This window comes from Urbifossiella limnaea, from assembly GCF_007747215.1.
Classification (GTDB): domain Bacteria; phylum Planctomycetota; class Planctomycetia; order Gemmatales; family Gemmataceae; genus Urbifossiella; species Urbifossiella limnaea.
In genome coordinates this window covers 3182750-3205304 of sequence record NZ_CP036273.1, presented here as the reverse complement: position 1 = coordinate 3205304, position 22555 = coordinate 3182750, and the positions used below count along the sequence as shown (strand labels likewise).

The 22555-nt window shown below is 70.1% G+C and carries 18 protein-coding genes and 1 tRNA gene; 14 read left to right on the top strand and 5 right to left on the bottom strand.

Annotation, left to right across the window (positions count from 1 at the left end; all coding sequences use genetic code 11):
• Window positions 1-17: 17 nt before the first annotated feature.
• The 3 genes from ETAA1_RS13115 to ETAA1_RS13105 form a co-directional block, all read right to left on the bottom strand.
• A tRNA-Leu gene (locus ETAA1_RS13115) sits at window positions 18-101 on the bottom strand.
• Window positions 102-213: 112 nt separating this feature from the next.
• Window positions 214-1821 carry an AAA family ATPase gene (locus ETAA1_RS13110; RefSeq protein ID WP_145238741.1) on the bottom strand — a complete coding sequence of 536 codons (1608 nt, stop codon included), beginning with the start codon at window positions 1819-1821 and terminating at the stop codon, window positions 214-216.
• 72 nt (window positions 1822-1893) lie between these two features.
• Window positions 1894-2790, bottom strand: coding sequence for an alpha/beta fold hydrolase (locus ETAA1_RS13105; protein ID WP_145238738.1), 897 nt, complete (start codon window positions 2788-2790; stop codon window positions 1894-1896).
• A gap of 77 nt (window positions 2791-2867) precedes the next feature.
• On the opposite strand from ETAA1_RS13105, the gene ETAA1_RS13100 reads away from it, so the two are divergent.
• From ETAA1_RS13100 to ETAA1_RS13090, 3 genes are read left to right on the top strand one after another with little or no spacing between them, the layout of a single operon-like run.
• Window positions 2868-3794 carry a sialidase family protein gene (locus ETAA1_RS13100; RefSeq protein WP_145238735.1) on the top strand — a complete coding sequence of 309 codons (927 nt, stop codon included), beginning with the start codon at window positions 2868-2870 and terminating at the stop codon, window positions 3792-3794.
• Between the two features lie 29 nt (window positions 3795-3823).
• Window positions 3824-4168, top strand: a complete 345-nt coding sequence (locus ETAA1_RS13095) for a DUF3817 domain-containing protein (protein ID WP_145238732.1) — start codon at window positions 3824-3826, stop codon at window positions 4166-4168.
• 26 nt (window positions 4169-4194) lie between these two features.
• Window positions 4195-4686 (top strand): DUF4112 domain-containing protein, encoded by a 492-nt coding sequence (locus ETAA1_RS13090; RefSeq protein ID WP_202920864.1) that lies wholly within the window; start codon window positions 4195-4197, stop codon window positions 4684-4686.
• 21 nt (window positions 4687-4707) lie between these two features.
• Here ETAA1_RS13090 and ETAA1_RS13085 read toward each other — a convergent pair whose 3' ends face one another.
• Window positions 4708-5832, bottom strand: coding sequence for a sulfotransferase family protein (locus ETAA1_RS13085; RefSeq protein ID WP_145238726.1), 1125 nt, complete (start codon window positions 5830-5832; stop codon window positions 4708-4710).
• Window positions 5833-5969: 137 nt separating this feature from the next.
• Here ETAA1_RS13085 and ETAA1_RS13080 point away from each other — a divergent pair, with 137 nt between their 5' ends.
• From ETAA1_RS13080 to ETAA1_RS13050, 7 genes are all read left to right on the top strand, one after another.
• A complete protein-coding gene (locus ETAA1_RS13080; RefSeq protein WP_145238724.1) occupies window positions 5970-6443 on the top strand; it encodes a hypothetical protein in 474 nt (157 codons plus the stop codon).
• 67 nt (window positions 6444-6510) lie between these two features.
• A complete protein-coding gene (locus tag ETAA1_RS13075; RefSeq protein WP_145238721.1) occupies window positions 6511-7692 on the top strand; it encodes an ROK family transcriptional regulator in 1182 nt (393 codons plus the stop codon).
• Window positions 7693-7724: 32 nt separating this feature from the next.
• The gene (locus tag ETAA1_RS13070) at window positions 7725-12185 is read left to right on the top strand and encodes a PVC-type heme-binding CxxCH protein (protein WP_145238718.1); all 4461 of its coding nucleotides are present in this window, start codon (window positions 7725-7727) and stop codon (window positions 12183-12185) included.
• Window positions 12186-12282: 97 nt separating this feature from the next.
• On the top strand, window positions 12283-14817 hold the full coding sequence (locus ETAA1_RS13065; RefSeq protein ID WP_145238715.1) for a PSD1 and planctomycete cytochrome C domain-containing protein: 2535 nt from the start codon (window positions 12283-12285) through the stop codon (window positions 14815-14817).
• A gap of 38 nt (window positions 14818-14855) precedes the next feature.
• Window positions 14856-16328, top strand: a complete 1473-nt coding sequence (locus ETAA1_RS13060; RefSeq protein ID WP_145238711.1) for a DUF1501 domain-containing protein — start codon at window positions 14856-14858, stop codon at window positions 16326-16328.
• A 14-nt stretch (window positions 16329-16342) separates the two neighbouring features.
• Window positions 16343-17389 carry a metallophosphoesterase gene (locus ETAA1_RS13055; protein ID WP_145238708.1) on the top strand — a complete coding sequence of 349 codons (1047 nt, stop codon included), beginning with the start codon at window positions 16343-16345 and terminating at the stop codon, window positions 17387-17389.
• Between the two features lie 118 nt (window positions 17390-17507).
• On the top strand, window positions 17508-18344 hold the full coding sequence (locus tag ETAA1_RS13050; RefSeq protein ID WP_145238705.1) for a phytanoyl-CoA dioxygenase family protein: 837 nt from the start codon (window positions 17508-17510) through the stop codon (window positions 18342-18344).
• A 4-nt stretch (window positions 18345-18348) separates the two neighbouring features.
• On the opposite strand, the gene ETAA1_RS13045 is transcribed toward ETAA1_RS13050, so the two are convergent.
• The gene (locus ETAA1_RS13045; RefSeq protein WP_145238701.1) at window positions 18349-19041 is read right to left on the bottom strand and encodes a DUF2293 domain-containing protein; all 693 of its coding nucleotides are present in this window, start codon (window positions 19039-19041) and stop codon (window positions 18349-18351) included.
• 87 nt (window positions 19042-19128) lie between these two features.
• Between ETAA1_RS13045 and rtcA the strand changes: the two genes are divergently transcribed.
• From rtcA to ETAA1_RS13025, 4 genes are read left to right on the top strand one after another with little or no spacing between them, the layout of a single operon-like run.
• Window positions 19129-20178: an RNA 3'-terminal phosphate cyclase gene (gene rtcA / locus ETAA1_RS13040; RefSeq protein ID WP_202920863.1), complete on the top strand. Its 1050-nt coding sequence runs from the start codon at window positions 19129-19131 to the stop codon at window positions 20176-20178.
• Between the two features lie 40 nt (window positions 20179-20218).
• Complete coding sequence (locus tag ETAA1_RS13035) at window positions 20219-20854, top strand: 4Fe-4S single cluster domain-containing protein (RefSeq protein ID WP_145238697.1); 636 nt, start codon at window positions 20219-20221, stop codon at window positions 20852-20854.
• The gene (locus tag ETAA1_RS13030; RefSeq protein WP_145238694.1) at window positions 20851-21918 is read left to right on the top strand and encodes a hypothetical protein; all 1068 of its coding nucleotides are present in this window, start codon (window positions 20851-20853) and stop codon (window positions 21916-21918) included. The genes ETAA1_RS13035 and ETAA1_RS13030 overlap by 4 nt, the downstream gene beginning before the upstream one ends.
• A 24-nt stretch (window positions 21919-21942) precedes the next feature.
• Window positions 21943-22515 carry a hypothetical protein gene (locus tag ETAA1_RS13025; protein WP_145238691.1) on the top strand — a complete coding sequence of 191 codons (573 nt, stop codon included), beginning with the start codon at window positions 21943-21945 and terminating at the stop codon, window positions 22513-22515.
• Window positions 22516-22555 lie beyond the last annotated feature (40 nt).

Below are 22555 nucleotides of genomic sequence, written 5' to 3'. Positions count from 1 at the left end.
GGGTGGGCTTTTCGGTGTGCCCAGGACAGGACTTGAACCTGCACGGTATTGCTACCGCCAGCCCCTCAAGCTGGTGCGTCTGCCAATTCCGCCACCTGGGCTCGGCTCCTGAAATTATGGCGGGTTCCCGCCGCGAATCAAGAGGGTCAGCGAGAAGTGCAGCCGCTTGCGGCTCCGCGTTGCCCGGCGCGAAGCCGCAAGCGGCTGCGCAGGTCACGCGCACCCGTACCGCAGCACGCCGCGCATCTGGTCCAGCGTCACGACGCCGCCCGGGTACAGAATCTTCGCCAGCCGCGTCAGGTTGCGGATCTGCCGGCCGTTCAGTATCGTCTCGGCCAGTTCCATCACCGCCCCGTCGATAAGACTCAAGCCCGCGGCCGTCAGCATCGTCCGCCAGATCACCGCCCGCGCCGCCTGGTCCAGGTCCGGGTAGTCGAGTCGCAGCATCACCCGGCTGCGGACCGCGTGGTCCAGCACGTCGGCGCGGTTCGTCGTCAGGAACAGGATGCCCTGGTAGTAGTCCAGCAGCCGCAGGAAGCTGCCGACGATCGCGCTCCGCTCCAGGTCCTCGCCGCGCTGCGAAAGGAAGATTTCGCACTCGTCAAACTGCAACACCGCGTTCCACCGGGCGACGCGGTCGAACACGCGGTTCAGGTTCTCCTCCAGCTGCTGCACGTTGGTGCCGAGCTCGCCCAGCTCCAGCACGTACAGCGGCCGCCGCGTCTGCTCGGCGTACACCTCGGCGGTCAGCGTCTTGCCGACGCCGGGGTTGCCGGCCGCGAGGATCACCACGCCGCCGTGCTTCCCCTTGATCACGTCGCCGAACAGCCCCTCGACCGGGGTGTTGAACACCCGCGAGAGGATGCCGAGCATCTCGCCGGGGAGGTGGAGTTTCCCCATCGCCTCCTCGTCGAACTCGCAGGGGCGCACGTCGTCCACGTCGGCGTAGACGTACTGCTTGGTGTCGAGGCTGAACACGCGGACGAACGGCAGCCGGCTCATCCCCTCCTGGCTGCCGCCGTAGGGGGCGTAGTAGTTCCGCTGCTCCTCCGCCACTTCCAGTTCGGCCTCCACGACGCAGCGGCGCGGCATCTCCAGGGTGCCGAGCGCCCGGCTTTCCGGACCGGGGAGCCAGCGGTTGCTGATCGTCACCACCGGGCCGCTCACCAGCACGACGCTGCCGCGCTCGCGGCTGTGGCGCTCGGCGCGGAGCAACTTCAGGTTGAACTCGCCGGCCGTGGCCTGCACGCCGCGGTAGCCGAAGTGGTTGAGCACCTGAAGGACCGTCAGCTCGCGGGCCATGCCGGCGTCGTCCAGGAACAGGTCCGGGTAGACGTACCGGCTGAAGCCGTAGGCCGTTTCGCACAGCGACAGCGTGCCGTGGACGAGAACGCCCTTGCTGAGGTGGTTCCCCTCGCGGTTGTCGTTCAGGAACTGCACGTTCAGCGTGACCGGGTACCACCGGCCGTTGAGGAACAGCTCGGCGTTCGGCGTCTTGGTGCCGAGCATGGCGAACGTGCTGCCGAATTCGACCGGGTTACCGACGACCGTCTGGTAGACGTGGTCGCGGTCCGACCCGCTCGCCCCGGACATGCCGTGGACGTGCATGACGATGACGGCGCGCTGGTTCGGCGACAGCCGGCTGTCGTCCAGCAGTGCCCGCAGTGCCGGGGGCGGAATCTGGGCGATCTCGGCGGCGACCGGCCCCTTCGCGGCGGCGCCGGCGAGGAGGCGTTCGAGTGTGGTCCGCTCGGCCTCGGTCAGGATGGCTCGGTCCACCGCCGACTTCAGGATCTCCCGGCCGATCCGCAGCTTCGCCATGGCAGTCACCTCGACGGGGTCTACCGGTAGATTCGTCGCACCGGGGAGAGGTTCGCGGGAGGTGGGAGAAGTTTAATCCGGGGGTGCGGGATCTTGAATGTCGGAAGCCCGGAGCCGCTCACCCAGGAGCGCCGCAATTGCCCGCGCCATCGGCCCGGGGTGGGTGTACTGCGGGTAGTGCCCGCACTCCGCGAACTCGACCCGCTTCGCCCCCGGCACCCCGGCCGTGACTTCAAGTTCGTACTGCTTCGGCACCAACGGGTCGCGATCGCCGCCGAGTTGCAGGAGCGGCACCCGGAGCCCTGACAAGACCGGGCGGAGGTCGGTCGCGCCGATCGTCAGGGTCCGGAGCGCGGCGGCCCGGAACGGGGTGCGGCCGTGGTTGGCGAGGAAGAACCGCCAAACCTCCGGTGGCACATTCGCCTTCAGATGCGCCTCGACGCGGGCCATCACGAAGGCGTGGATCGCCGGCCAGTCACCCTGGTAGCCGGGCCAGAAGCGGGCGAGTTGTGCGAGGCGGTGCTGCCACCGCAACAACGGCCGGCGGGCGAAACCGCCCTGCAAGACCCCGTGCGAGAACCGCCCCGGGGACGTGGCGAGCGCCGCCAGCGCGATCGTCGAACCGAACGACGAGCCGACCACTGCGGCGCGCCGGAAGCCGAGGTGGTCGAGCAGTGCGGTCAGGTCGGTGACGTATCCGCGGTGGGTGTAGCCACCCAAGGCGCTGCCGTCGGTCAGGCCGTTCGGCAGATCGTATTCGATTGTGGTGAACCGGTCGGCGAGGCCGGCCATGACCATCACGAAGGACCGGCCGACGTCGGCCATGCCGTGAACGAAGACCACCGGCGGGCCGCTCCCCCACGCCCGGTAACCGAGGCGGTAGCGACCCGTGTGGACCACGCCCGGCCGCGCCTCGCGTCGGAAGCGAGCGAGGGCGGTGCGGAATTCGTCGGCCGTCACGGTCGCCATCCCGCCCCCCTCGCGTCCCCGGTCGTGCCCGGGTAGGATAGCGGCCGACCCCGCTCTCCCCTTGCCCCGGAACCTCAATGTTCATCTTCGAGAAGGCGCCGTTCAAGCAGTGCCACGCCTCCACCGTCGTCGAGCACGAGCCGGGAAAGCTCCTCGCCGCGTGGTTCGCCGGCGACGCCGAAGGCGCCAAGAACGTGCAAATCTGGCTGTCCGCGTTCGACGGCCGGGCGTGGAGCGAACCCGCAGTCGTCGGCAGCGAGCCCGGCCAGCCGACGTGGAACCCGGTGCTGTTCAAGAGCGCCAAGGGCACGCTCCGCCTTTGGTACAAGGCCGGCCCGAAGCCCGACACCTGGACCGGCTACGACCGCACTTCGGCGGACGGCGGCCGCACCTGGACCGAACCGCGGATGCTGCCGACGCCGATGTACGGCCCGGTGCGGGCGAAGCCGCTCCAGCTCGCCGACGGGGCCATCCTCGCGGGCACGAGCGTCGAAAGCTACCGGAACTGGACGCCCTACGTCGACCGCTCCGACGACGACGGCCGGTCGTGGACGCGGTCGAACCCGTTCCCGCTGCCGCGGCTGTTCGGGCAGATTCAGCCGGCGCTCGTCCCCACGGCGGACGGCAAGAGCGTGGTGGCGCTGATGCGGTCGCGGACGATGAAAGTGTGCCGATCGGTGTCCACCGACGGGGGCCGAACGTTTTCGGCGTCGGAGGAAATCGACGTTCCGAACCCCAGCGCCGGGATCGACGCCGTCCGCACGAAGGCCGGCCAGTTGGTGATGATCTACAACCCGACGGCGGTCGCCCGGACGCCGATCAGCCTGGGCGTGTCCGCGGACGACGGCAAGACGTGGCGGAAGGTCCGCGACCTGGAGACGGAGCCGGGCGAGTACTCGTACCCCGCCCTGATCGAGACCGCGGCCGGCGAACTGGTGATGACCTACACGTGGCGCCGGACGCACATCAAGGTGGTTCGCGTCGATCCGGCCACACTCCGGTAAAATGGGCGGACACACCCGGAGTTCTCGCCTTGCTCTCGACCCCCGTCGGCCGCCTCCGCGTCGTCGCCTTCGCGGAGGGCGTGTCGTGCCTGCTCCTGTTCTTCGTGGCGATGCCGATCAAGTACGTCGAAGCGCTCGGGAATAACCCAGCGCCGGTGAAGTACGTCGGCTGGGCCCACGGGCTGCTATTCATGCTGTTCGGCGTCGCCGGCCTGCTGGCACTGGCCGCCCGCCGCTGGCACTGGAGCGCCGCGGCGTGGGGCTTCGTGGCTGCGCTCCTGCCGGGTGGCACGTTCGTGTACGACGCCAAATTCCTGAAGCCCGAACACGACCGGGAGCGGGCCGAGGGTTCTTCGGCAAGGGGTTTGCAATGAACACCCCGGACGTACCCGGAGACCCCATGCCGACCACACTGCCACGCCCCGAGCTGATTACCGACCTGGACCCCAAGGCCGCCCTGCCGGCCGTGCGGGCACTGGCGAACATCATGGACCGGGCGGTCACGATTCCCGGCACGCGCGTCTCGTTCGGCCTCGACGCGCTGCTGGGGCTCATCCCCGGAGTCGGCGACACGGTGAGCTCGCTGGTCGGCAGCTATATCATCCTCGTCGCCCACCGCCTCGGGGCGCCGACGAGCGTGCTGATGCGGATGGGGCTGAACCAGCTGATCGACGCACTCGTCGGCATCGTGCCGTTCGCCGGCGACCTGTTGGACCTCGGCTTCAAGGCGAACGTGAAGAACGCCCGGCTGCTGGAGCAGACGCTCGAAGACCCCCACCGCGCCCGCCGGGGGAGCACGTGGGTCGTGGTCGGGCTGCTGCTGGTGGTCTTCGCCATCGGCGCGGGAACGGCGCTGCTCGGGTACTGGCTACTGTCGAAGCTGTTCAGTTGAGGATTGCGGGCCGCTTGGCGCTCACCTCGCACTGTAGCCGTACCGCCGGATCACGTCGCCCCACCGGGCCGTCACCTCGGCGCGGTCCGCGTCCGACAGCGTATACTTGTTCGCCTCGTACCCCTTCGTCGCCGCCTGGTACTCGCGCAGCCGCGGCTCGTAGTCGGCGAACCCGCCCAACTCCAGCGCGTCGAACACGCGCCGCATTTGGCCCGGCGTGTCCTTCACCAACTCCTCGTACCGCACTTCGTGGAACTGACCCGCCGGGATGAGCGGCTTCGCCTCTTCGAGCCGGTCGTAGACCGTGCGAAACTCGGCGAACACCTTCTCGCGGATGCGGGTCGGGTCGTTCGGCGTCTGGAGCCCGTGCTTGCGGCCGAGCGAGGTCCACAGGTTCACCGTGGACGGGAACACCACGTACGGGTCGCGGACGATGTGGACGAACCGCGCGTCCGGAAACATGTCCAGTAGCACCCTCACGCGCGCGGTGTGCGGCGGCGACTTGAGCACGAGCCGCCGCGGGTCGCGGTACGTCACGGTTTGTAGGAAGCGGCGGAAGCCGCGCTTCCAGCCCGCGAGTTGGGCCGGCGTCAGCCCCGACAGGTCGAGCGAGCCGGGGAACACCGCCGGGCGGTTGGGGAAGGCGATGTCCGCGTACGGCGAGGGGAGCCCGAGCAGGCACAGGGCGAACTCGTCTTCCTGCGGGCGGTCCCAGCCGGCGGCCATGTTGTCCATCGGCCGCTTGTCCGGCACCATGAACTTCAGCGGCCCCTTGAGCAGCCGCTCCGACAGGAGGAAGTGGTTCGGCGCGAAGCACTGCAGGTAGGTCGGGCTGGCGAACCGCGGGTCGAGGCACAGCAACTCGTGCAGCAGCGTCGTACCCGTGCGCCAGTGGCCGATCACGAACACCGGCGGGCCGACGAGTTGCGTGCGCCGCACCGCGTCGCCGTGGAGGCCGGTCGTGAACCACCGACCCACCATGTTGGCGAGCGTGACGACCGACGCGATGGCGGCGATGTACAACTGCGGGGGGTGGACGGCGAAGTGGTTGCGGGCCAGGAGCCGCAGGTACGCGGGGTAGTCGGACCCCTCCCACATCCGCGGCGACCACGGGTCGCGCTTCGGGCCGGGGCCGGCCGGGCTCATCCGAAGCACTCCCGCGGGGCGACGAAAGGGAAGTTGAAGCGAAACCCCCGCCCCGGGGCAAGTCGTCATTGTCCACCGGAACGATTTGACACGCCGCGCCGGGAGCTTATCATCGGGTCGTAGCAGGGAGGACGCTCGTGGTTCCGTTCCGGCTACAGTACGCAGTCGGCCGACGCGACCGCCTCGCGGTCGAGAGTGCGCCGCACCTCCCGGCCTGCGCGGCCGCCCTCGGGTTCAGCAGCGGCATCCTCTATCTCGCCGTCGCCGTATCGCCGTGGTTCCTACTGCTCCTGGTCTGGCCGGCGTTCACAAGCCGCAAGTTTTTCGCTTTCCTGCTTGAGCTGATCCGAGTCCCCCGCCGTCCAGTCGATGTCCTGGTCGAAGCCGACCGGTTGGGGCTTCTCAGCGGCGGCGACCGCGTCTGGCTGTACCTCGATGGCGTGATTCAGCTGTACCGCACCGAGGGCGGTCGGACGTGGACGATGCTTCACGTCAACGGCTCCGTGCTGACGATCCCACGCGACGCGATAACGGCCGAACAGGTGAAGTTTCTTCAGGGGTTTGCCCTCGCAGCGTGGCGGCAAAGGCGGTGGACGCAGCCCGCGGCGTGATTTGTAAATCGACTTTACTAAAGCTGCTTTACAAAGCCCGCCGTAGCCCGTAGCTTAGCGGGTAATCATGGCACCCTCCGGCACCCTGCCCACGATCACAACCATCCGACCGTCGCAGGTTGGGCGGCTCAACGAGCGGCAGGTCCTGCGCGTACTCCAGGACCGCGGGCCGCTCTCACGCGCCGACGTGGCGCGCGAGTGTGGCCTGAGCCCGCCGACGGTGTCGAAGGCGGTCGCGTCACTGTTGAAGGTGGGGTTGTTGGAAGAGGCCGACGCACCGGAGACAGCCCGCGGCCGACCCGCGCCTCGGCTCCGGCTGGCGAGCGCGACGGCCCAGGTGCTCGGCGTGACGATCGACGGCGGGCACTGCGAGGTGGTGTCGGCCGGGCTCGACGGCGAGTTACACGCCGACCTGGTCACCGTTCCGACGCCGACGAGCTACACGAAGCTCCTGGACGCGCTTGAGGCCGCCGCTCGCGAGCTGATCGCCCGGCCGGGCGTGCGAACGCTCGGACTCGGGGTGAGCCTTCCGGGGCTGGTTGACTATCGTAAAGGGTGCGGTGTGCTGTCGCCGAACCTGCCGATCACAAACGGCCACGCCCCCGCCGCAGACCTGGCCGACCGACTCGGCATTGAGTGTTCTCTGCTGCAAGAGTCGCACGCCCTCTGCCTCGCGGAGCGCGAGTACGGCCTGGCCCGAGGGCACGACGACTTCGCCATGCTCGACGTGGGCACCGGGGTCGGCCTCGGCGTGATGAGCGGCGGCCGGCTGGTCACGGGGCACTCCGGGCTGGCCGGCGAGGTCGGGCACTTGACCGCGGTCGCGGACGGCGGCCGGGTGTGCGGCTGCGGCAACCGCGGCTGCCTCGAAACCGTGGCCAGCGACCGGGCACTCGCCCTGCGTGCCTCGGAGAAACTCGGCCGCGACGTGGACGTGGACGAGGTGATGGACCTATTGCGGGCCGGGACCGTTGACCTGGCCGACGAACTGCGGGCGGCGGTGAAGTACCTGGCGGTAGGCGTGGCGGCGGTGCTGAACCTGTTCAACCCGGCCACGCTGTTCATCCACACCCGCCTGTTCGAGACCGACCCCGACCTGTTCGACGAGGTGGTACGGCAGGCGGCCGCCCGCGCCCTGCCGCCGGCGTTCGCCGACTGCCGCATCGTCCCCGCGAAGGGGAGCAAGCGGCAGGGCGCGGTCGCCGGCATCGTCCGCCGCCTGACCGACGCCGTGGCACAAGACAACTAATGCTCTCTACGACGCTCCAAGGAGTTTCCGCGATGCGTGCTCTCCCGCCGCTGATCGCCGCCCTGCTCGCCGGGTTCGTCGTGAACGGCGGCAGCCGCGGCGCCGACCTGCCGCCGCTGAAGCTGTTGTTCCTTGGCGACTCCGCCGGGCACCAACCCGCCGCGCGCTTCGAGCAACTTCGCCCGGTGTTCGCCGCCCGCAACATCAGCGTCACCTACACCGACAAGCTGGACGACCTGAACGCCGCGAAGCTGAACCAGTTCGACGGCCTCATGGTGTACGCCAACCACACCAAGATCGCGCCCGAGCAGGAGAAGGCGCTGCTGGACTACGTCGCGTCCGGGAAGGGGTTCATCCCCGTCCATTGCGCCAGCTTCTGCTTCCTGAACTCGCCGGCGTACATCGACCTGGTCGGCGCCCAGTTCCGCAGCCACACCACGGGCACGTTCCGCACCACGGCCGTCGCCCCCGATCACCCGATTCTCAAGGGCTACCGCTCGTTCACGAGCTGGGACGAGACCTACGTCCACCACAAGCACAACGAAAAGGACCGCACGCTCCTCGAAGTCCGCGACGAAGCGGGCGTGAAGGAGCCGTGGACGTGGACGCGCACCCACGGCAAGGGCCGCGTCTTCTACACCGCGTGGGGCCACGACCAGCGCACCTGGGGCAACCCCGGCTTCCAGAACCTCCTGGAGCGCGGCGTCCGGTGGGCGTGCAACCAGGACCCGGCGCTCGCGGGGACCTTCTTCGACCGCCCGGACATGACGACGCAGGCGAAGGGGCTGGCGCCGTTCGAGTACGTCCCGGCGAAGGTGCCGTTCTACCCCGGGGGCAAGAAGGGCGGGGGCGCCAAGGGCGACCCGGGCGGCCGGATGCAGAAGCCCCTGCCGGCGGCCGAGAGCGTGAAGCACTACGTCACCCCGGTCGGGTTCGAGGTGCGGCCGTTCGTCACCGAGACGAAGCTGGGCGGCAAGCCGCTGGCGATGGCCTGGGACGAGAAGGGCCGGCTGTGGGTATCCGTGTCGCTCGACTACCCGAACGAGCTGAAGCCCGCCGGCCAGGGCCGCGACCGCATCGTGATCTGCACCGACACGACCGGCGACGGCGAGTGCGACACCGTCACCACCTTCGCCGACAAGCTCAGCATCGTGACCAGCCTTCTGCCGTACGCCGGCGGCGTGATCGCCCACCAGGCGCCGGTGACGCTGTTCCTGAAGGACACGGACGGCGACGGTACCGCCGACGTGCGGCAGGAGCTCCTCCGCGGCTGGTCCACCGGCGACACCCACGCCGGCCCGAGTAACCTCCGCTACGGGTTCGACAACTGGGTGTACGGGGCGATCGGCTACGCCGGGTTCAACGGCGAGGTGAACGGCGAGCGGCTGAACTTCCGCCAGGGCTTCTACCGCTTCAAGGTCGAGGCCGATGCGGGCGCCTTGAAGGTGGCGAAGCTGGAATTCCTCCGCAGCACGAACAACAACACCTGGGGGCTGAACTTCGACGAGGCCGGCGAACTGTTCGGCAGCACGGCCAACGGCTGCCCGCTGGTGCACATGCCGATCCCGAATCGGTACACGGAAAAGGTCCGCGGGTTGAGCGCCGGGCCGCTGCCGAACATCGCCGCCGACAACCACATGGAGCCGATCACCGACAAGGTGCGCCAGGTGGACTGGCACGGCGGGTTCACCGCGGCGTCGCACGTCGCCCTGTACACGGCCCGCACCTACCCGCGCGAGTACTGGAACCGAACGGCGTTCGTGAGCGAGCCGACCGGGCACCTGACGGCGGCCTTCACCCTTCGCCCGAACGGGGCCACGTTCGCCGCCACCTACGGCTGGAACATCCTGGCTAGCGACGACGAGTGGGCCGCCCCGATCGACGCCCAGGTAGGGCCGGACGGGAACATGTGGGTGAACGACTGGTACAACTTCATCGTCCAACACAACCCGACACCAGCAGGGTTCAAGAACGGGCCGGGCAACGCTTATGAGACCGAGTTGCGCGACAAGACGCACGGCCGCATCTACCGCGTCGTCCATAACGGCAAGGCCGACGTCGGCCCGAAGTTGGCCGGGGCGTCGCCTCTGGAGTTGGTCGAGGCGCTGAAGAACCCGAACCTCGGCTGGCGCCTCCACGCCCAGCGGTTGCTCGTCGAGCGCGGCCAGCGCGACGTCGAGCCGGCGCTTCTGAAGCTGGTGCAGGACAAGTCCGTGGACGAAACCGGCCTGAATGCCGGCGCCGTTCATGCGATCTGGACCGTGTCCGGGCTCCGCGGCCCGCGGGCGGTGCCTGAGGGGCTGACGGAATTCGTACAGGCCGCGGTCACACACCCGTCCGCGGCCGTGCGCCGGGCCGGGTACCTCGGCCTGGTGGCGAAGTTGACCGAGCACGCCGACGGGCTGATCCCCGCGACGGCCCCGCGGTCGCCGTTCGCCGACGCGGACGTGCCCGTCCGCGTCGCGGCCCTCCTCGCCACCGCCGACCTGACCGACGCCGCGAACCTGAGCCGGGTGCTCGCTTCGCACCTGAGCGACCCAGCCTTCCTCGAACCGGTCGGCCTCGCCGACGCGACCGCCGCCGCCGGCGTGGCGCATCCGTTACACTTCCTGACGGCCGTGGCCGCGACCCCGAAGGAGCGAACGCTGCCGCCGGCGTCCGCGAAGGTGGTCGAGTTGGTGGCGCGGACGTTTGCCACGAACCCGAAGGCGCCGCCGGCCAAGGGCATCGGTCCGGCGCCGGTCGGAGCCCCGACCGGCGGTACGGCGGCCCAGCCGGCCGCGGGGCCGTCGCCCGTCGAGCAACTGTTGCGGAGCCTCGGCACGAACCCGAAGGCGGACGATGCCATCCTCGCCGGCCTCGCCGCCGGGTGGCCCGCCGGGAAGGCGCTGACTCTGACCCCGGACGGCGATAAGGCGGTCGGCGACCTCCTCGGCAAGCTCGCCCCCTCCGCCCGCGGCAAGCTCCTACGGTTCGCGGCGGCGGGCGGCGTAAAGGGGCTCGACGCCCAGATCGCGGGGGTTGTTGCCGGCTTCCTCGCCACCGCCGCCGATGCCAAGGCGGCCGACGCCGACCGCATCGACGCCGCGAAGGCGGCGATGGACTTCCGCCCCGACGACAACGACGCCGCGGCAAAGCTGCTGTCCGCGATCACGCCGCAGACGCCGCCGGCGGTCGCGGCCGGCATCTTCGAAGCGCTGAGTTCGTCGCGGTCGAAGGCGGTCGGCCCAGCGGTCGTCGGCCGGCTCCGCGAACTGCCCACGACGGCCCGCCCCGCCGCGCTGCGGCTGGTGCTCGGCCGCCCCGACTCGGCCGCGGCCTTCCTCGACGCCGTCGAGAAGGGGCAGCTTCGGTTCGACCTCCTCGCCCTCGACCAGAAGACGGCGCTGGCGAACAACGCCGACAAGGCCGTCGCCGCGCGGGCGCAGAAACTCCTCGCCCTCGGCGGCGGACTGCCGAGCCCGGACCGGCAGAAGGTAATCGACGAGTTGCACCACGTCATCTCCAAGGCGGGCGACGTGGCGAAGGGGAAGACGGTGTTCACGGCCCAGTGTGCGAAGTGCCACAAGTACGCCGGCGAGGGGACGCAGGTCGGCCCCGACCTGACCGGCATGTCGGTTCACCCGAAGGAAGAGCTGCTGATCCACATCCTCGACCCGTCGCGGAGCGTGGAGGGGAACTACAAGGCGTACCGCGTCGTGACCCTGGACGGCCGCTCGCTCACGGGGCTTCTCGCGGGCGAGACGAAGACGTCGGTGGAGGTCGTGGACGCCGAGGGGAAGCGGCACCCACTTTCTCGCGACGACATCGAGACGCTCGCCGAGACCGACAAGTCGCTGATGCCGGAGGGGTTCGAGAAGCAGATCAACCCGACCGAGCTGACGGACCTGCTCGAGTTCCTGACGCAGAAGGGGAAGTACGTCCCCGTGCCGCTCGACCGCGTGGCCACGGTCGTGACGACGAAGGGGATGTTCTTCGAGGACGCGGGCACGGCCGAGCGGTTGGTCTTCCCCGACTGGAAGGCGAAGACGTTCAACGGCGTGCCGTTCCTGCTGTTGGACCCGCAGGGGGACAAGACGAAGAATGCGGTGATGCTGTACGGCCCGAACGGCAAGCGCGCCCCGGACATGCCCAGGAGCGTGTCGCTCCCCTACGCCGGGAAGGCGAAGGCGCTCCACCTGCTCAGCGGGATCGGCGGCTGGAACTTCCCGGCGATCCCGAAGGGGTCGGTGAGCATGACGGTCCGCCTCCGCTACGAGGACGGCAAGACGGAGGACCACGACCTCGTCAACGGCGTCCACTTCGCCGACTACATCCGGCGGGTGGACGTGCCGGGGTCGCAGTTCGCGTTCGGGATGCGCGGCGGACAGCAGGTGCGCTACCTGGCCGTGACGCCGCGGCGGCCCGATGTGGTGATTCGAGCGATCGAGTTCGTGAAGGGGCCGGACGCGAGCGCGCCCGTCGTCATGGCCGTGACCGTGGAATCGCCTTGAGGACGAGTCCGCTTGCGGCGTGGCGGCGTAGTCGCCGCCACGCCGCAAGCGGCGGCCAGAAACCCCCGTGACACTCCCGCCCGCCGGACACGTTGCCATGTTTCGCACCCGCCTCACCGCTGCCGTCGCCCTCGGGGCCGTCGCCGCCGGGCTGACCGTCCGCCACGCCGGCGGTCAGCCCGCCGCCGCGCCGAAGGCGTTCGCCCAGGCCGACGTGGACTTTTACGAGAAGGAAGTCCGCCCCATCCTGGCCGCGAACTGCCTCAAGTGCCACGGCGCGGACGAGAAGATCAAGGGCGGCCTCAGCCTCGCCACGCGCGAATCCGTGCTCGAAGGCGGCGACACCGGCCCGGCCGTGGACCTGAAGACCCACGCCGCCAGCCTGCTCCTCAAGGCCGTGGACTACAAGGACGAGTCGATGCGGATGCCCCCCAAGGGCAAGCTCCCCGACAAGGACATCGCCGTCCTGCGGAAGTGGGTCGGCGCCGGCCTTCCTTACCCCGCCGACAAGCTGACCGCGAAGGGCGGGGCGAAGCACAAGGAGAAGGGCGGCGTCGTCACCGAGGAGGCGAAGCGCTACTGGGCGTTCCAGCCGGTGAAGCGCCCCGCCGTGCCGGCGGTGAAGAACCCGGCGTGGGTCCAGACGCCGATCGACGCCTTCGTCCTGGCGAAGCTCGACGAGAAGAATTTGCGCCCCGTACGCCCCGCCGACCGCGCGGCGATCGTCCGCCGGGCCTACTACGACCTGTGGGGGCTGCCGCCGACGCCGGAGCAGGTGGACGCCTTCGTGAAGGACCCGGCGGCGGACGCCTGGCCGAAGCTGATCGACGCCCTCCTCGCGTCGCCGCACTACGGCGAGAAGTGGGGCCGCCACTGGCTCGACGTGGTCCGCTACGCCGAGACGAACGGCTACGAGCGCGACGGCCCCAAGCCGTACGCCTGGCGGTACCGCGACTACGTCATCCGGGCGTTCAACGCGGACAAGCCGTTCGACGTGTTCGTCAAAGAGCAACTCGCCGGCGACGAGTTGCCCGGGTACAACCCGGAGGCCGTGATCGCCACCGGGTTCTACCGGCTGGGCATCTGGGACGACGAACCGGCCGACCCCAAGCAAGCGCTCTACGACGGCTACGACGACCTCGTGACCGTGACCGGCCAGGGGTTTCTTGGCATCACGCTGAACTGCAACCGCTGCCACGACCACAAGGCCGACCCGTTCCCGCACGCCGACTACTATCGGTTCCTGTCGTTCTTCCGCGACATCCGCCCGTTCAGCGACACCCGCGGCGTGTCGTCCAGCACCAACATGACCGACATCACCCCGCCCGAGCGGCGGAAGGTGTACGAGGCCGAGTTGCTGGAGCGGCAGGCGAAGGTCGCCGACCTGACGACGAAGATGCGGGCTGTCGAGGACGCGGCCATCAAGAAGATGCCCGCCGAGGACCAGCGTGCCAGTGAGGGCCCGGACCGGCCGCAGGTGGTGGCCAAGGTGCCCGGCTACCTCAGCGCCCGCGAGAAGGCCGACTACGTGGCGCTGAAGAAGGACCGCACCGAGCTGGAGAAGCGGCCGCGGCCACTCGGGCAGGAGTTCGCGTTGTCGGTGAACAACTGCGACCCGCGGCCGCCGGCCGTGTTCGTGCTCCCGCGCGGCAACCCGCACGCCAAGGGGGCCGAGGTCCAGCCCGGCTTCCCGCAAGTGCTCGGCGTGCCGGACCCGACCATCCCCGCACCGCCGGCTGGCGTTAAGACGAGCGGCCGCCGCACCGTGCTGGCGAACTGGATCGCGTCGAAGGACAACCCGCTGACCGCACGGGTGATGGTGAACCGCGTGTGGCAGGGGCACTTCGGCCGCGGGATCGTGCCGTCGTCGAACGACTTCGGCAAGCTCGGCGAGGCTCCGACGCACCCCGAGTTGCTCGACTGGCTCGCCGCCGACTTCGTTGACGGCGGCTGGACGCTGAAGCGCCTCCACAAGCTCATCATGACCTCGGCCGTGTACCAGCTCGCGTCCGCCGGCGACGACACGAACCTGCGAGCCGACCCGGCGAACACTAGGCTGTGGCGCTTCCCGATGCGGCGGCTGACGGCCGAGGAGGTCCGCGACTCGGTGCTGGCCGTCAGCGGCTCGCTGAACCCGAAGATGTTCGGCGCGAGCGTCTACCCGAAGATCCCGCGCGAGGTGCTGGCCGGGCAGTCGGTTCCCGGCCAGGGGTGGCCGGAGACGAAGGGCGACGAGGCGAACCGCCGCACGGTGTACGTCGGTGTGAAGCGGTCGCTGCAAGTGCCGATCCTGGCGACGCACGACCAGGCCGACACCGACAACAGCTGCCCCGTCCGCTACACGACGACGGTGCCGACACAGGCGCTCGGATTGCTCAACGGCGAGTTCACGAACGAGCAGGCGGTCACGTTCGCGGTCCGGCTCCAGCGCGAGTCGCCCGGCGACGTTCCCGCGCAGGTGACGCGCGCCGTCCGCCTCACGACCGGCCGCACGCCCCCGCCGGCCGAGGTGGCGAAGGACGTGGCGTTCGTGAACGACCAGCGATCGCGCCACGGGCTGGACGAGCGCACGGCGCTGGCCCGGTACTGTCTGCTGCTGCTGAACACGAACGAGTTCGTCTACCTCGACTGACACCCCGCCCGCACACGACCTCCGCGAGGAGTTGATCGATGTCCCGAAACCAGTTCTGCGGCCGCACCCGCCGCGAGTTTCTGTGGGAGGCCGGCGCCGGGTTCACCGGCCTGGCCCTCGCCTCGCAACTCGACCGCGACGGCTTCTTCCCCCGAGCCGCGGCCCAGGACGGCCCCGCGCCCGCCGCACCGCCGCGGTCGTTCGTCAACCCGATGGCGCCGAAGCCGCCGATGTTCCCGGCCAAGGCGAAGTCGGTCATCTTCATCTTCTGCTACGGCGGCCCGAGCCAGGTCGATACGTTCGACCACAAGCCCGAACTGTATCGGCTCGACGGCCGTACCATCCCGGTGCGCACGTTCGGCCGCGGCGGCCACAAGGCCGAGGGACGTGTGGTCGGCCCGAAGTGGCAGTTCAAGCCCTACGGCCGCTGCGGCAAGCTCGTCAGCGACCTGTTCCCGAACGTCGGCAGCTGCGTGGACGACATCGCGTTCGTCCACTCGCTGTACGCCGAGAGCCCGATTCACGGCTCGGCCCTCTTGATGATGAACAGCGGCCGCATCCTCAGCGGCCACCCGAGCCTCGGCGGCTGGGTCACGTACGGCCTCGGCAGTGAGAACGAGAACCTGCCCGGGTACGTGGTCATGCTCGACAAGACCGGCGGGCCGATCAGCGGGCCGAAGAACTGGTCGAGCGGCTACATGCCGGCGGCGTACCAGGGCGTCGTCATCCGCGCCGACCGCACCCCGATCCACGACCTGGCCCCGCCACCCGGCTTCACCCGCGAGCAACAGCGCACCCTGCTCGACCGGCTGAAGGAGAAGAACGAGGAGCACCTGGCCGCGCGCCGCGACAACACCGAGTTGGCGGCTCGCATCGCCAGCTACGAGCTGGCGTTCAAGATGCAGCAGCACGCCCCCGAGGCCGTGGACTTCGCCCAGGAGACGGCCGAGACGAAGGCGCTGTACGGCATCGGCGACGAGAAGACGGACGACTTCGGCCGCAAGTGCCTCCTCGCCCGCCGGCTCGTGGAGCGCGGGGTGCGGTTCGTGCAGGTGTACAGCGGCGGAGCCCACAACGACGACAACTGGGACGCCCACACGGACATGGTCCGCAACCACGGCAAGCACGCCGGCGCGACCGACAAGCCGGTCGCCGGGCTGCTGAAGGACTTGAAGCGGAAGGGGCTGCTCGACGAGACGATCGTGGTGTGGGGCGGCGAATTCGGTCGGCAGCCGACGGCCGAGTACGCCCAGGGGACGGGCCGCGACCACAACTCGTACGGGTTCACGATGTGGCTCGCCGGCGGCGGCATCAAGGGCGGCGTGAGCGTCGGCAAGACGGACGAGTTGGGGAACAACGCCGTCGAGGACCGGTTCCACGTCAAGAACCTGCACGCGACGATTCTCAACCAGATGGGCCTCGACCCGAACCGGCTGAGCTACTTCTACGGCGGCCTCGACCAGAAACTGGTGGGCGTCGAGGGCGCGGAGCCGATCCGCCAAATCATCTGACCCCCGGAGCGCCCATGCCCGCCCTCTCCCGCCGTGAGTTCATCGCCGCCGGCGCCGTCGCGCCGGGGCTCGTCGGTGCGCAGCCCGCCGACGAGCCGGTGTCGTTCTTCGTCGTCGGCGATACGCACTACCTCGCCGACCGCGAGGACGTGAAGAAACTCGACTCGCGCTCGGGGCCGGTCACGACGCGGCTCGTCGATACGCTCAACCGCCTCCCTGGCACCGCCATCCCCGCCACCGCTGGCGGCGGCACGGTGCGCACGCCGCGCGGCCTCCTCCACGCCGGCGACCTGATCGACACCGGCGACAAGCCGAACGTCGCGGCGCACGAAACGGAGTGGAACGCCTTCGCCGCCGACTTCGGCCTCACCGGCACCGACGGCCGGCTCAAACTCCCCGTCTACGAGGTCCACGGCAACCACGACTCGCCGCGCGGCGATGGTCTCGTCGTGAAGCAGATCGCCGCCCGCAACCGCCGCCGGCCCGGGGTCGTAAACGTGTCGCCAAACGGCGTCCACTACTCCTGGGACTGGGGCCTCGTCCACGGCGTCGCGCTCGGAATCGTGGTCGGGCAGGTACCGGCCATCACGCGCCGCCGGCGGTATGCGCCGCTGGACAGCCTCGACTTCCTCGCCGCCGACCTACGCGAAAAGGTCGGCACGTCCGGCCGGCCGGTCGTGATCCTGCACCACGTGGACATGCTCCGCTACGCCGGCCCGACCGACGTGCCCGACGCCGCGGCGACCGCCCGCGAGTGGGACCCGGCCGACGTGAAGGGCTATCACGACGTGTTGAAGGGGTACAACGTGGCGGCCGTGTTCTACGGCCACACCCACGCCCGCAACGTGTTCCGGTGGGACGGCTCGAACCGCGCCGCGGCGGCCGGCATCCCGGTGTTCAACGTGGACAACGGGTCTCACTTCGCCATGCAAGCTCAGGCGTTCTACTACGTCGAGATCGGGGCCGACCGCACCACCGTCCGCGAGTACGCGACGCCGGACAACTACCAGACCGGCGGCTGGACGCCGCAGACGTGGACGGCGCCGGTCGCGGCCAAGTAGCTGTCAGGCGCCGCTGTTGAAGCCCGGGGACAGCCGTCCCCGGGCTTTCGTGTTGGACGACGCCGCCACCGATTCTATAGAATCAATTTCGCCACTGTCTCTCCTCCCGAGCCATCCCATGAACGCCGCACCGACCGCGTTCCGTGCCGTCCTCGGCCAGGACGAACTCTCCAACATCCCGCGCGACCTCTCGTTTCACCCGTCGGTCAACGAGCAGCCGAAGGTGCTCACGCCGGAGCAAATTGCGCGATTCAACCGCGACGGCTACCTCAAGCCGTTCCGCTTCTTCAGCCCCGAGGAAGCCGCCGACATCCGCTGCTACTTCGACCAGTTGCTGGCCCGATATGCGGCCGAAGGGAAGGACAGTTACTCGATCAGTTCGGCCCACCTGCGGCACGGCCGGGTGTGGGACATCCTCACGAACCCGCGGATCGTCGCGGTCGTGTCGGACCTGCTGGGGGCGGGCGTGATCGCGTGGGGGTCCCACTTCTTCTGCAAGATGCCGGGCGACGGCAAGGCCGTGAGCTGGCACCAGGACGCGAGCTACTGGCCGCTCTCGCCGAGCAAGGCGGTGACGGTGTGGCTCGCCATCGACGACGCCGACCGTGGCAACGCCTGCATGCGCGTCATCCCCGGGACGCACGTCCTCGGCCACCTGACGTGGCAGTTGAGCGAGCAGGACGAGAGTAACGTGCTGAACCTGACGGTGCCGGGCGTCGAAAAGTACGGCGACCCGGTCTACGTCGAGTTGAAGGCCGGCGAGGCGTCGCTCCACTCGGACCTGCTGCTGCACGGGTCGGAGATGAACACGTCGTCGCGCCGCCGCTGCGGGCTGACGCTGCGGTACACCGCGTCCGACGTGACGGCCCACCTCGGCTGGGCCGACAAGGGCGTGGTCGTGGCCGGCCCGCCGCCGGCGCACTGGGCCAACCGGCCGCGGCCGACCGAGGAGTGACGCGTCACCCCGCCCGCGCCGCCTTCGCGAGCCCACGTTCGAGAACGCATCCCGTCGGCGGCACCGGCTCCCCCCGCCGGTAGCGGTCGAGCAACGCCTTCGACCCCGCCGCCAGCTTCCGCCGCACCTCGCGGCGAGCCCCCTTCACCCGCGCGACGTGCATGTCGTCGTAGGCCGTCGTCTGGTGGCGCAGCCAGGCGATGACCGCCGCCTCCGCCCGCCGTTCGACGGGGATGCGCTTCGTACGGGCCACCGTACCGCTACCGACTGGCGTGGCGTGCGCCGCGACGGCAACCGCGAAGCGGCCCGCCAGATCGGCATACCGCGCATCGAACCGCAGGTAGTCCCGCACGGCAGCGGTGAAGTCCTCGACGTATTCCGCCTGTGCCGCCTCCCGCCGCTTCGCGCCCGCGGCCAGTTTGCGGGCGTAGGCCGGGTCGGCGCGTTCGACCTCCAGTTCGGCGCGCACGGCCGCGATGGTCGCGGCGGGAGCCCACACGCCGCGGGAGAACACCTTGCGGCCGCGCTGCTCCTGCACCGTCCAGCTCGGGCCGGCGGCCTTCACGCGGCGCGTCACACCCGGGTCGCCGGGCGGGAGCAGTTCCCAGCCGTCGGGAACGGGAATCACCTTGCCGTCGGCGGTGCGGACGGTGCGGTCGGTTGGGCCGGGGCGGGCGGTCAGCGTCTGGTCGGACATGCGGGGTAGGATCGGCCGGCGGGCGGCGTAATCTGAACCCGGCGTGGCCGCCGCGTGTCCGACGTGGGGAACAAGCGGAGCACGGGTGTGTCAGCCGGCATGATCGAACTCGACGGCAGCCGCGGCGAAGGCGGCGGACAAATCCTCCGCAGCGCCCTCGCGCTCGCCGCCCTCACCGCCCGGCCGTTCAAGCTCCTGAACATCCGGGCGAACCGCCCCAAGCCGGGGCTCCAGCCGCAGCACCTGATGTGCGTGAAGGCCGCGGGCGCGATCTGCGGCGCGATTTACAAAGGCGCCTCGGTCGGCTCCGCGGTGCTGTACTTCGAGCCGGGGCCGGTGAAGGCGGGGAACTACACCTTCTCCATCGGCACGGCCGGGTCCACGTCGCTGGTGCTGCACACGGTCGCGCTGCCGCTCGCCCTTCGGGGCGACGCGCCGAGTACGGTCACGGTCACCGGCGGCACGCACAACACGCACGCCCCGTGCTACCACTTCAACACCACCACCTGGGGCGGCTACCTGAAGCGGCTTGGCATTGACCTGGACCAGGAGATGATCCGCCCCGGCTTCTACCCGCGCGGCGGCGGCGAGGTCCGCGCCACCATCCACCCGTGTACCCGCGTCCGCGGAATGACCCTCACGACCACCCCCGAGCTGACCACCGCCGGCGGCTTCTCGGCCGTCGCCGGACTGCCCGAAGGGATCGCCCGCAGGCAAGCCCGGCGGCTGTCGGTGCGCCTGAAGGCGGACGGCGTCGAGTCGCATATTCCGCTGGAGGAGTGGGAGGCCGCGAACCCCGGCACCGTGGCCGCGGTGATCTTCCGGCAGGCACCCGTGCCGACACTGTTCTTCGGCCTGGGCGAGCGCGGTAAGCCGGCCGAATCGGTGGCCGACGACGCCGCGGACGAGGCCCTCCGCTACCGCGCCGCGGCCGCCCCGGTCGACCCGCACTCCGCTGACCAACTCCTCCTGCCGCTGGTGTTCTCGCCGGACGGCAGCACCTTCCGCACGTCGGAGGTGACGCGCCACCTGACAACGAACATCGACACCGTGCGGGCGTTCGTCGATCGCGAGGTGGTGTTGGAGGGCCGCGAGGGCGAACCCGGCACGGTGAGGGTGGCGCCGGCGCCCGGTTGATGGGGTATAATCGGGGGGTACGCTCCGGAACGGACCCCGCATGACCCGCACGACCGAACAGCCGACGGTGCGCATCGCCCAGGTGGTGGCGTGTACCGAGGCGGAGGGGCCGGGGAAGCGATTCGCGGTGTGGTTCCAGGGCTGCCCCCTCCGCTGCCCCGGCTGCTGCAACCCCGAGTTCCTGCCGTTCGACGGCGGGGACCAGCGCACGGTGGCGGACGTAGCGGACGAGATGGAGCGCGCCCGTGACCGCGAGGGCGTCGAGGGAATCACGTTGCTCGGCGGGGAGCCCTTCTCCCACCCTGTCGGTGCAGTTGAACTCGCGGACGCGGCCCGGTTATTGAACCTCAGCGTGATGGTGTTCAGCGGCTACACCCTCGACCAGCTCCGCGACCGACCCGACGCCGCCGGCCTGCTCGACCGCACCGACATCCTCGTGGACGGCCCGTACCTGCGCGACCAACCGGACACCGAGCGCCGCTGGATCGGCTCTCGCAACCAGGGCATTCACTTCCTCACCAATCGTTACCGCTTCGACGACCAGTGGCGGAAGCGAAACACGCTCGAAATCCGCGTCCGGGGCGGCGAGGTGACCGTGAACGGCTTCCCGGCCGGGGCCGCCGCGGGGTTGTGGAAGGGGTGGCGCCGCACGCCCGTCGCGGGCGCCGCGTCATGACCGACGCCCCGCGCCCGTTGTCGAAGTTCGAGGCCGACTTGATCCGGCTGGTGAGGTTTTGTCTCGGCCGCTTCCCCGCGGAGGACGGCTACAAGCTCCTCCGCACGAGCCACACCCGCCCCGCGTGCCTGAGCCGCAACGCCGTCGAACTGGTGCAGGACAGCCTGGCGAAGGCGTGCGTGCTGTTCCTGGTCCGCGCCGGCGGCTGGCGGGCCGACCGCCACCTCCGCAGTGGGCAGCCGAAGTCGGGTCGGGCGTGGGACCGCACCCCGCTCGACGAGCGGGCACTGACGTTCTCACCACACGTGGTCGAGTTCCTGCTGTGGGCGACGGCCGAGCGGGTTCACGACACGCGGACCCCGTGGGACGCCCCGCCCGCGGACCTGACCGCGGCCGACGAGTTCTTCTTCTGGCTGGCGTTCGAGGCCTGTCGGCCGGACCCCGAGGTCGCGGCCGTGTTGAGGCGGAAGGCGGCGTTCCGGTCGAACCGGTTCGCCTGGCTCGGCTCGGCGGCCGACCTGGCGGACGAGGCCGAGCCCGCGCCGCCGGACTTCGCTCCGATGTTCGCCGGCGAGCGGGCGGTGATGCTGGAGTGCCTACAACCGCTGCTGACGCAGCGCTGGTTACGGGCCGAACGGGCGAAGGGGCAGATCGACGACTGGCGGCGGATGCGGCAGCAGGGCCGAGCCGAGGCGGCGGGCCTCGCGGCGTACCTGGGGGCGGCTGAAAGCGCGGGTCGGCCCGACCTGGCGCGGTTCGTCCTGCACGCCAACGCGGGGTTGTTCCAGAATGACCTCCTGCCGGCGTTCTGGACGAGCGGCCTCGGCGGCCCCGGTCCCGCCCGGCTCGCCGACCGGCTCGACACCCAGCGCGCGGCGGTGGCGCTGCCGCGGCAGATGGCGGTGCTTGCCAGCTGGCAGGAGAAGTACCGGGCGGTCGGCTACTTCGACGAAGGGTACGCCGCGAGCCAGCTGTGGAAGCAGGACTGGGAGGCGGCCGGCGGCGACCGCGTCGCCGCCCGCGCCCGGGCCGCGGTCGAGGCGATCGAGCCACTCCGAACATAGGCGACAGCCGACGACGAGGGTGCCATGAGCCGAGCGTACCGGATCAGCGTGAAGGAGTCGGAGACGCGCCACCTCAAGGCCGGGGACGAGATCGGCACCACGCTCGAACTCCTCGAAATCCTCCCGCCCGAGGACATGGCCACGCTGCTGCGCCAGGAGTTGAAGGAGCGCGGCTTCGAGGAGCAGCCCGACGGCACGCTCGTGCGCAAGGACGGCTCCACCACCGTGACCGTGGACCCGTGCAGCGGGGAAGTAACGGTGAAGGCCGAGTCGGAGGCGACGGTGGAGCAGGAGGCGAAGCGCGACGCGACCGGGTTCAACGACGTGGGGCCGACCGAGACGAGCCTCCGCGACCGCGTCCGCGAGCAGCTGAAGCAAGACCTGGACAAGCGGTTCGACGAGAAGCAGTCGGACCTCCAGAAGGAGGCGACGGACCGACTGGAGAAGAAGCTGCAAGAGCTTCAGCCCGAGGTCGCGGACGTGGTCAACAAGGTGACCCGCGACGCGCTGAAGGAGAAGGCCAAGCAGCTCGGCACCGTCAAGGAGATCAGCGAGGACGCCGCGAGCGGGTCGCTGACGATCACGATCGAAGTGTGACACCCCGCGCCCGCCATCCACCCCCTGCTGACGGCGACAA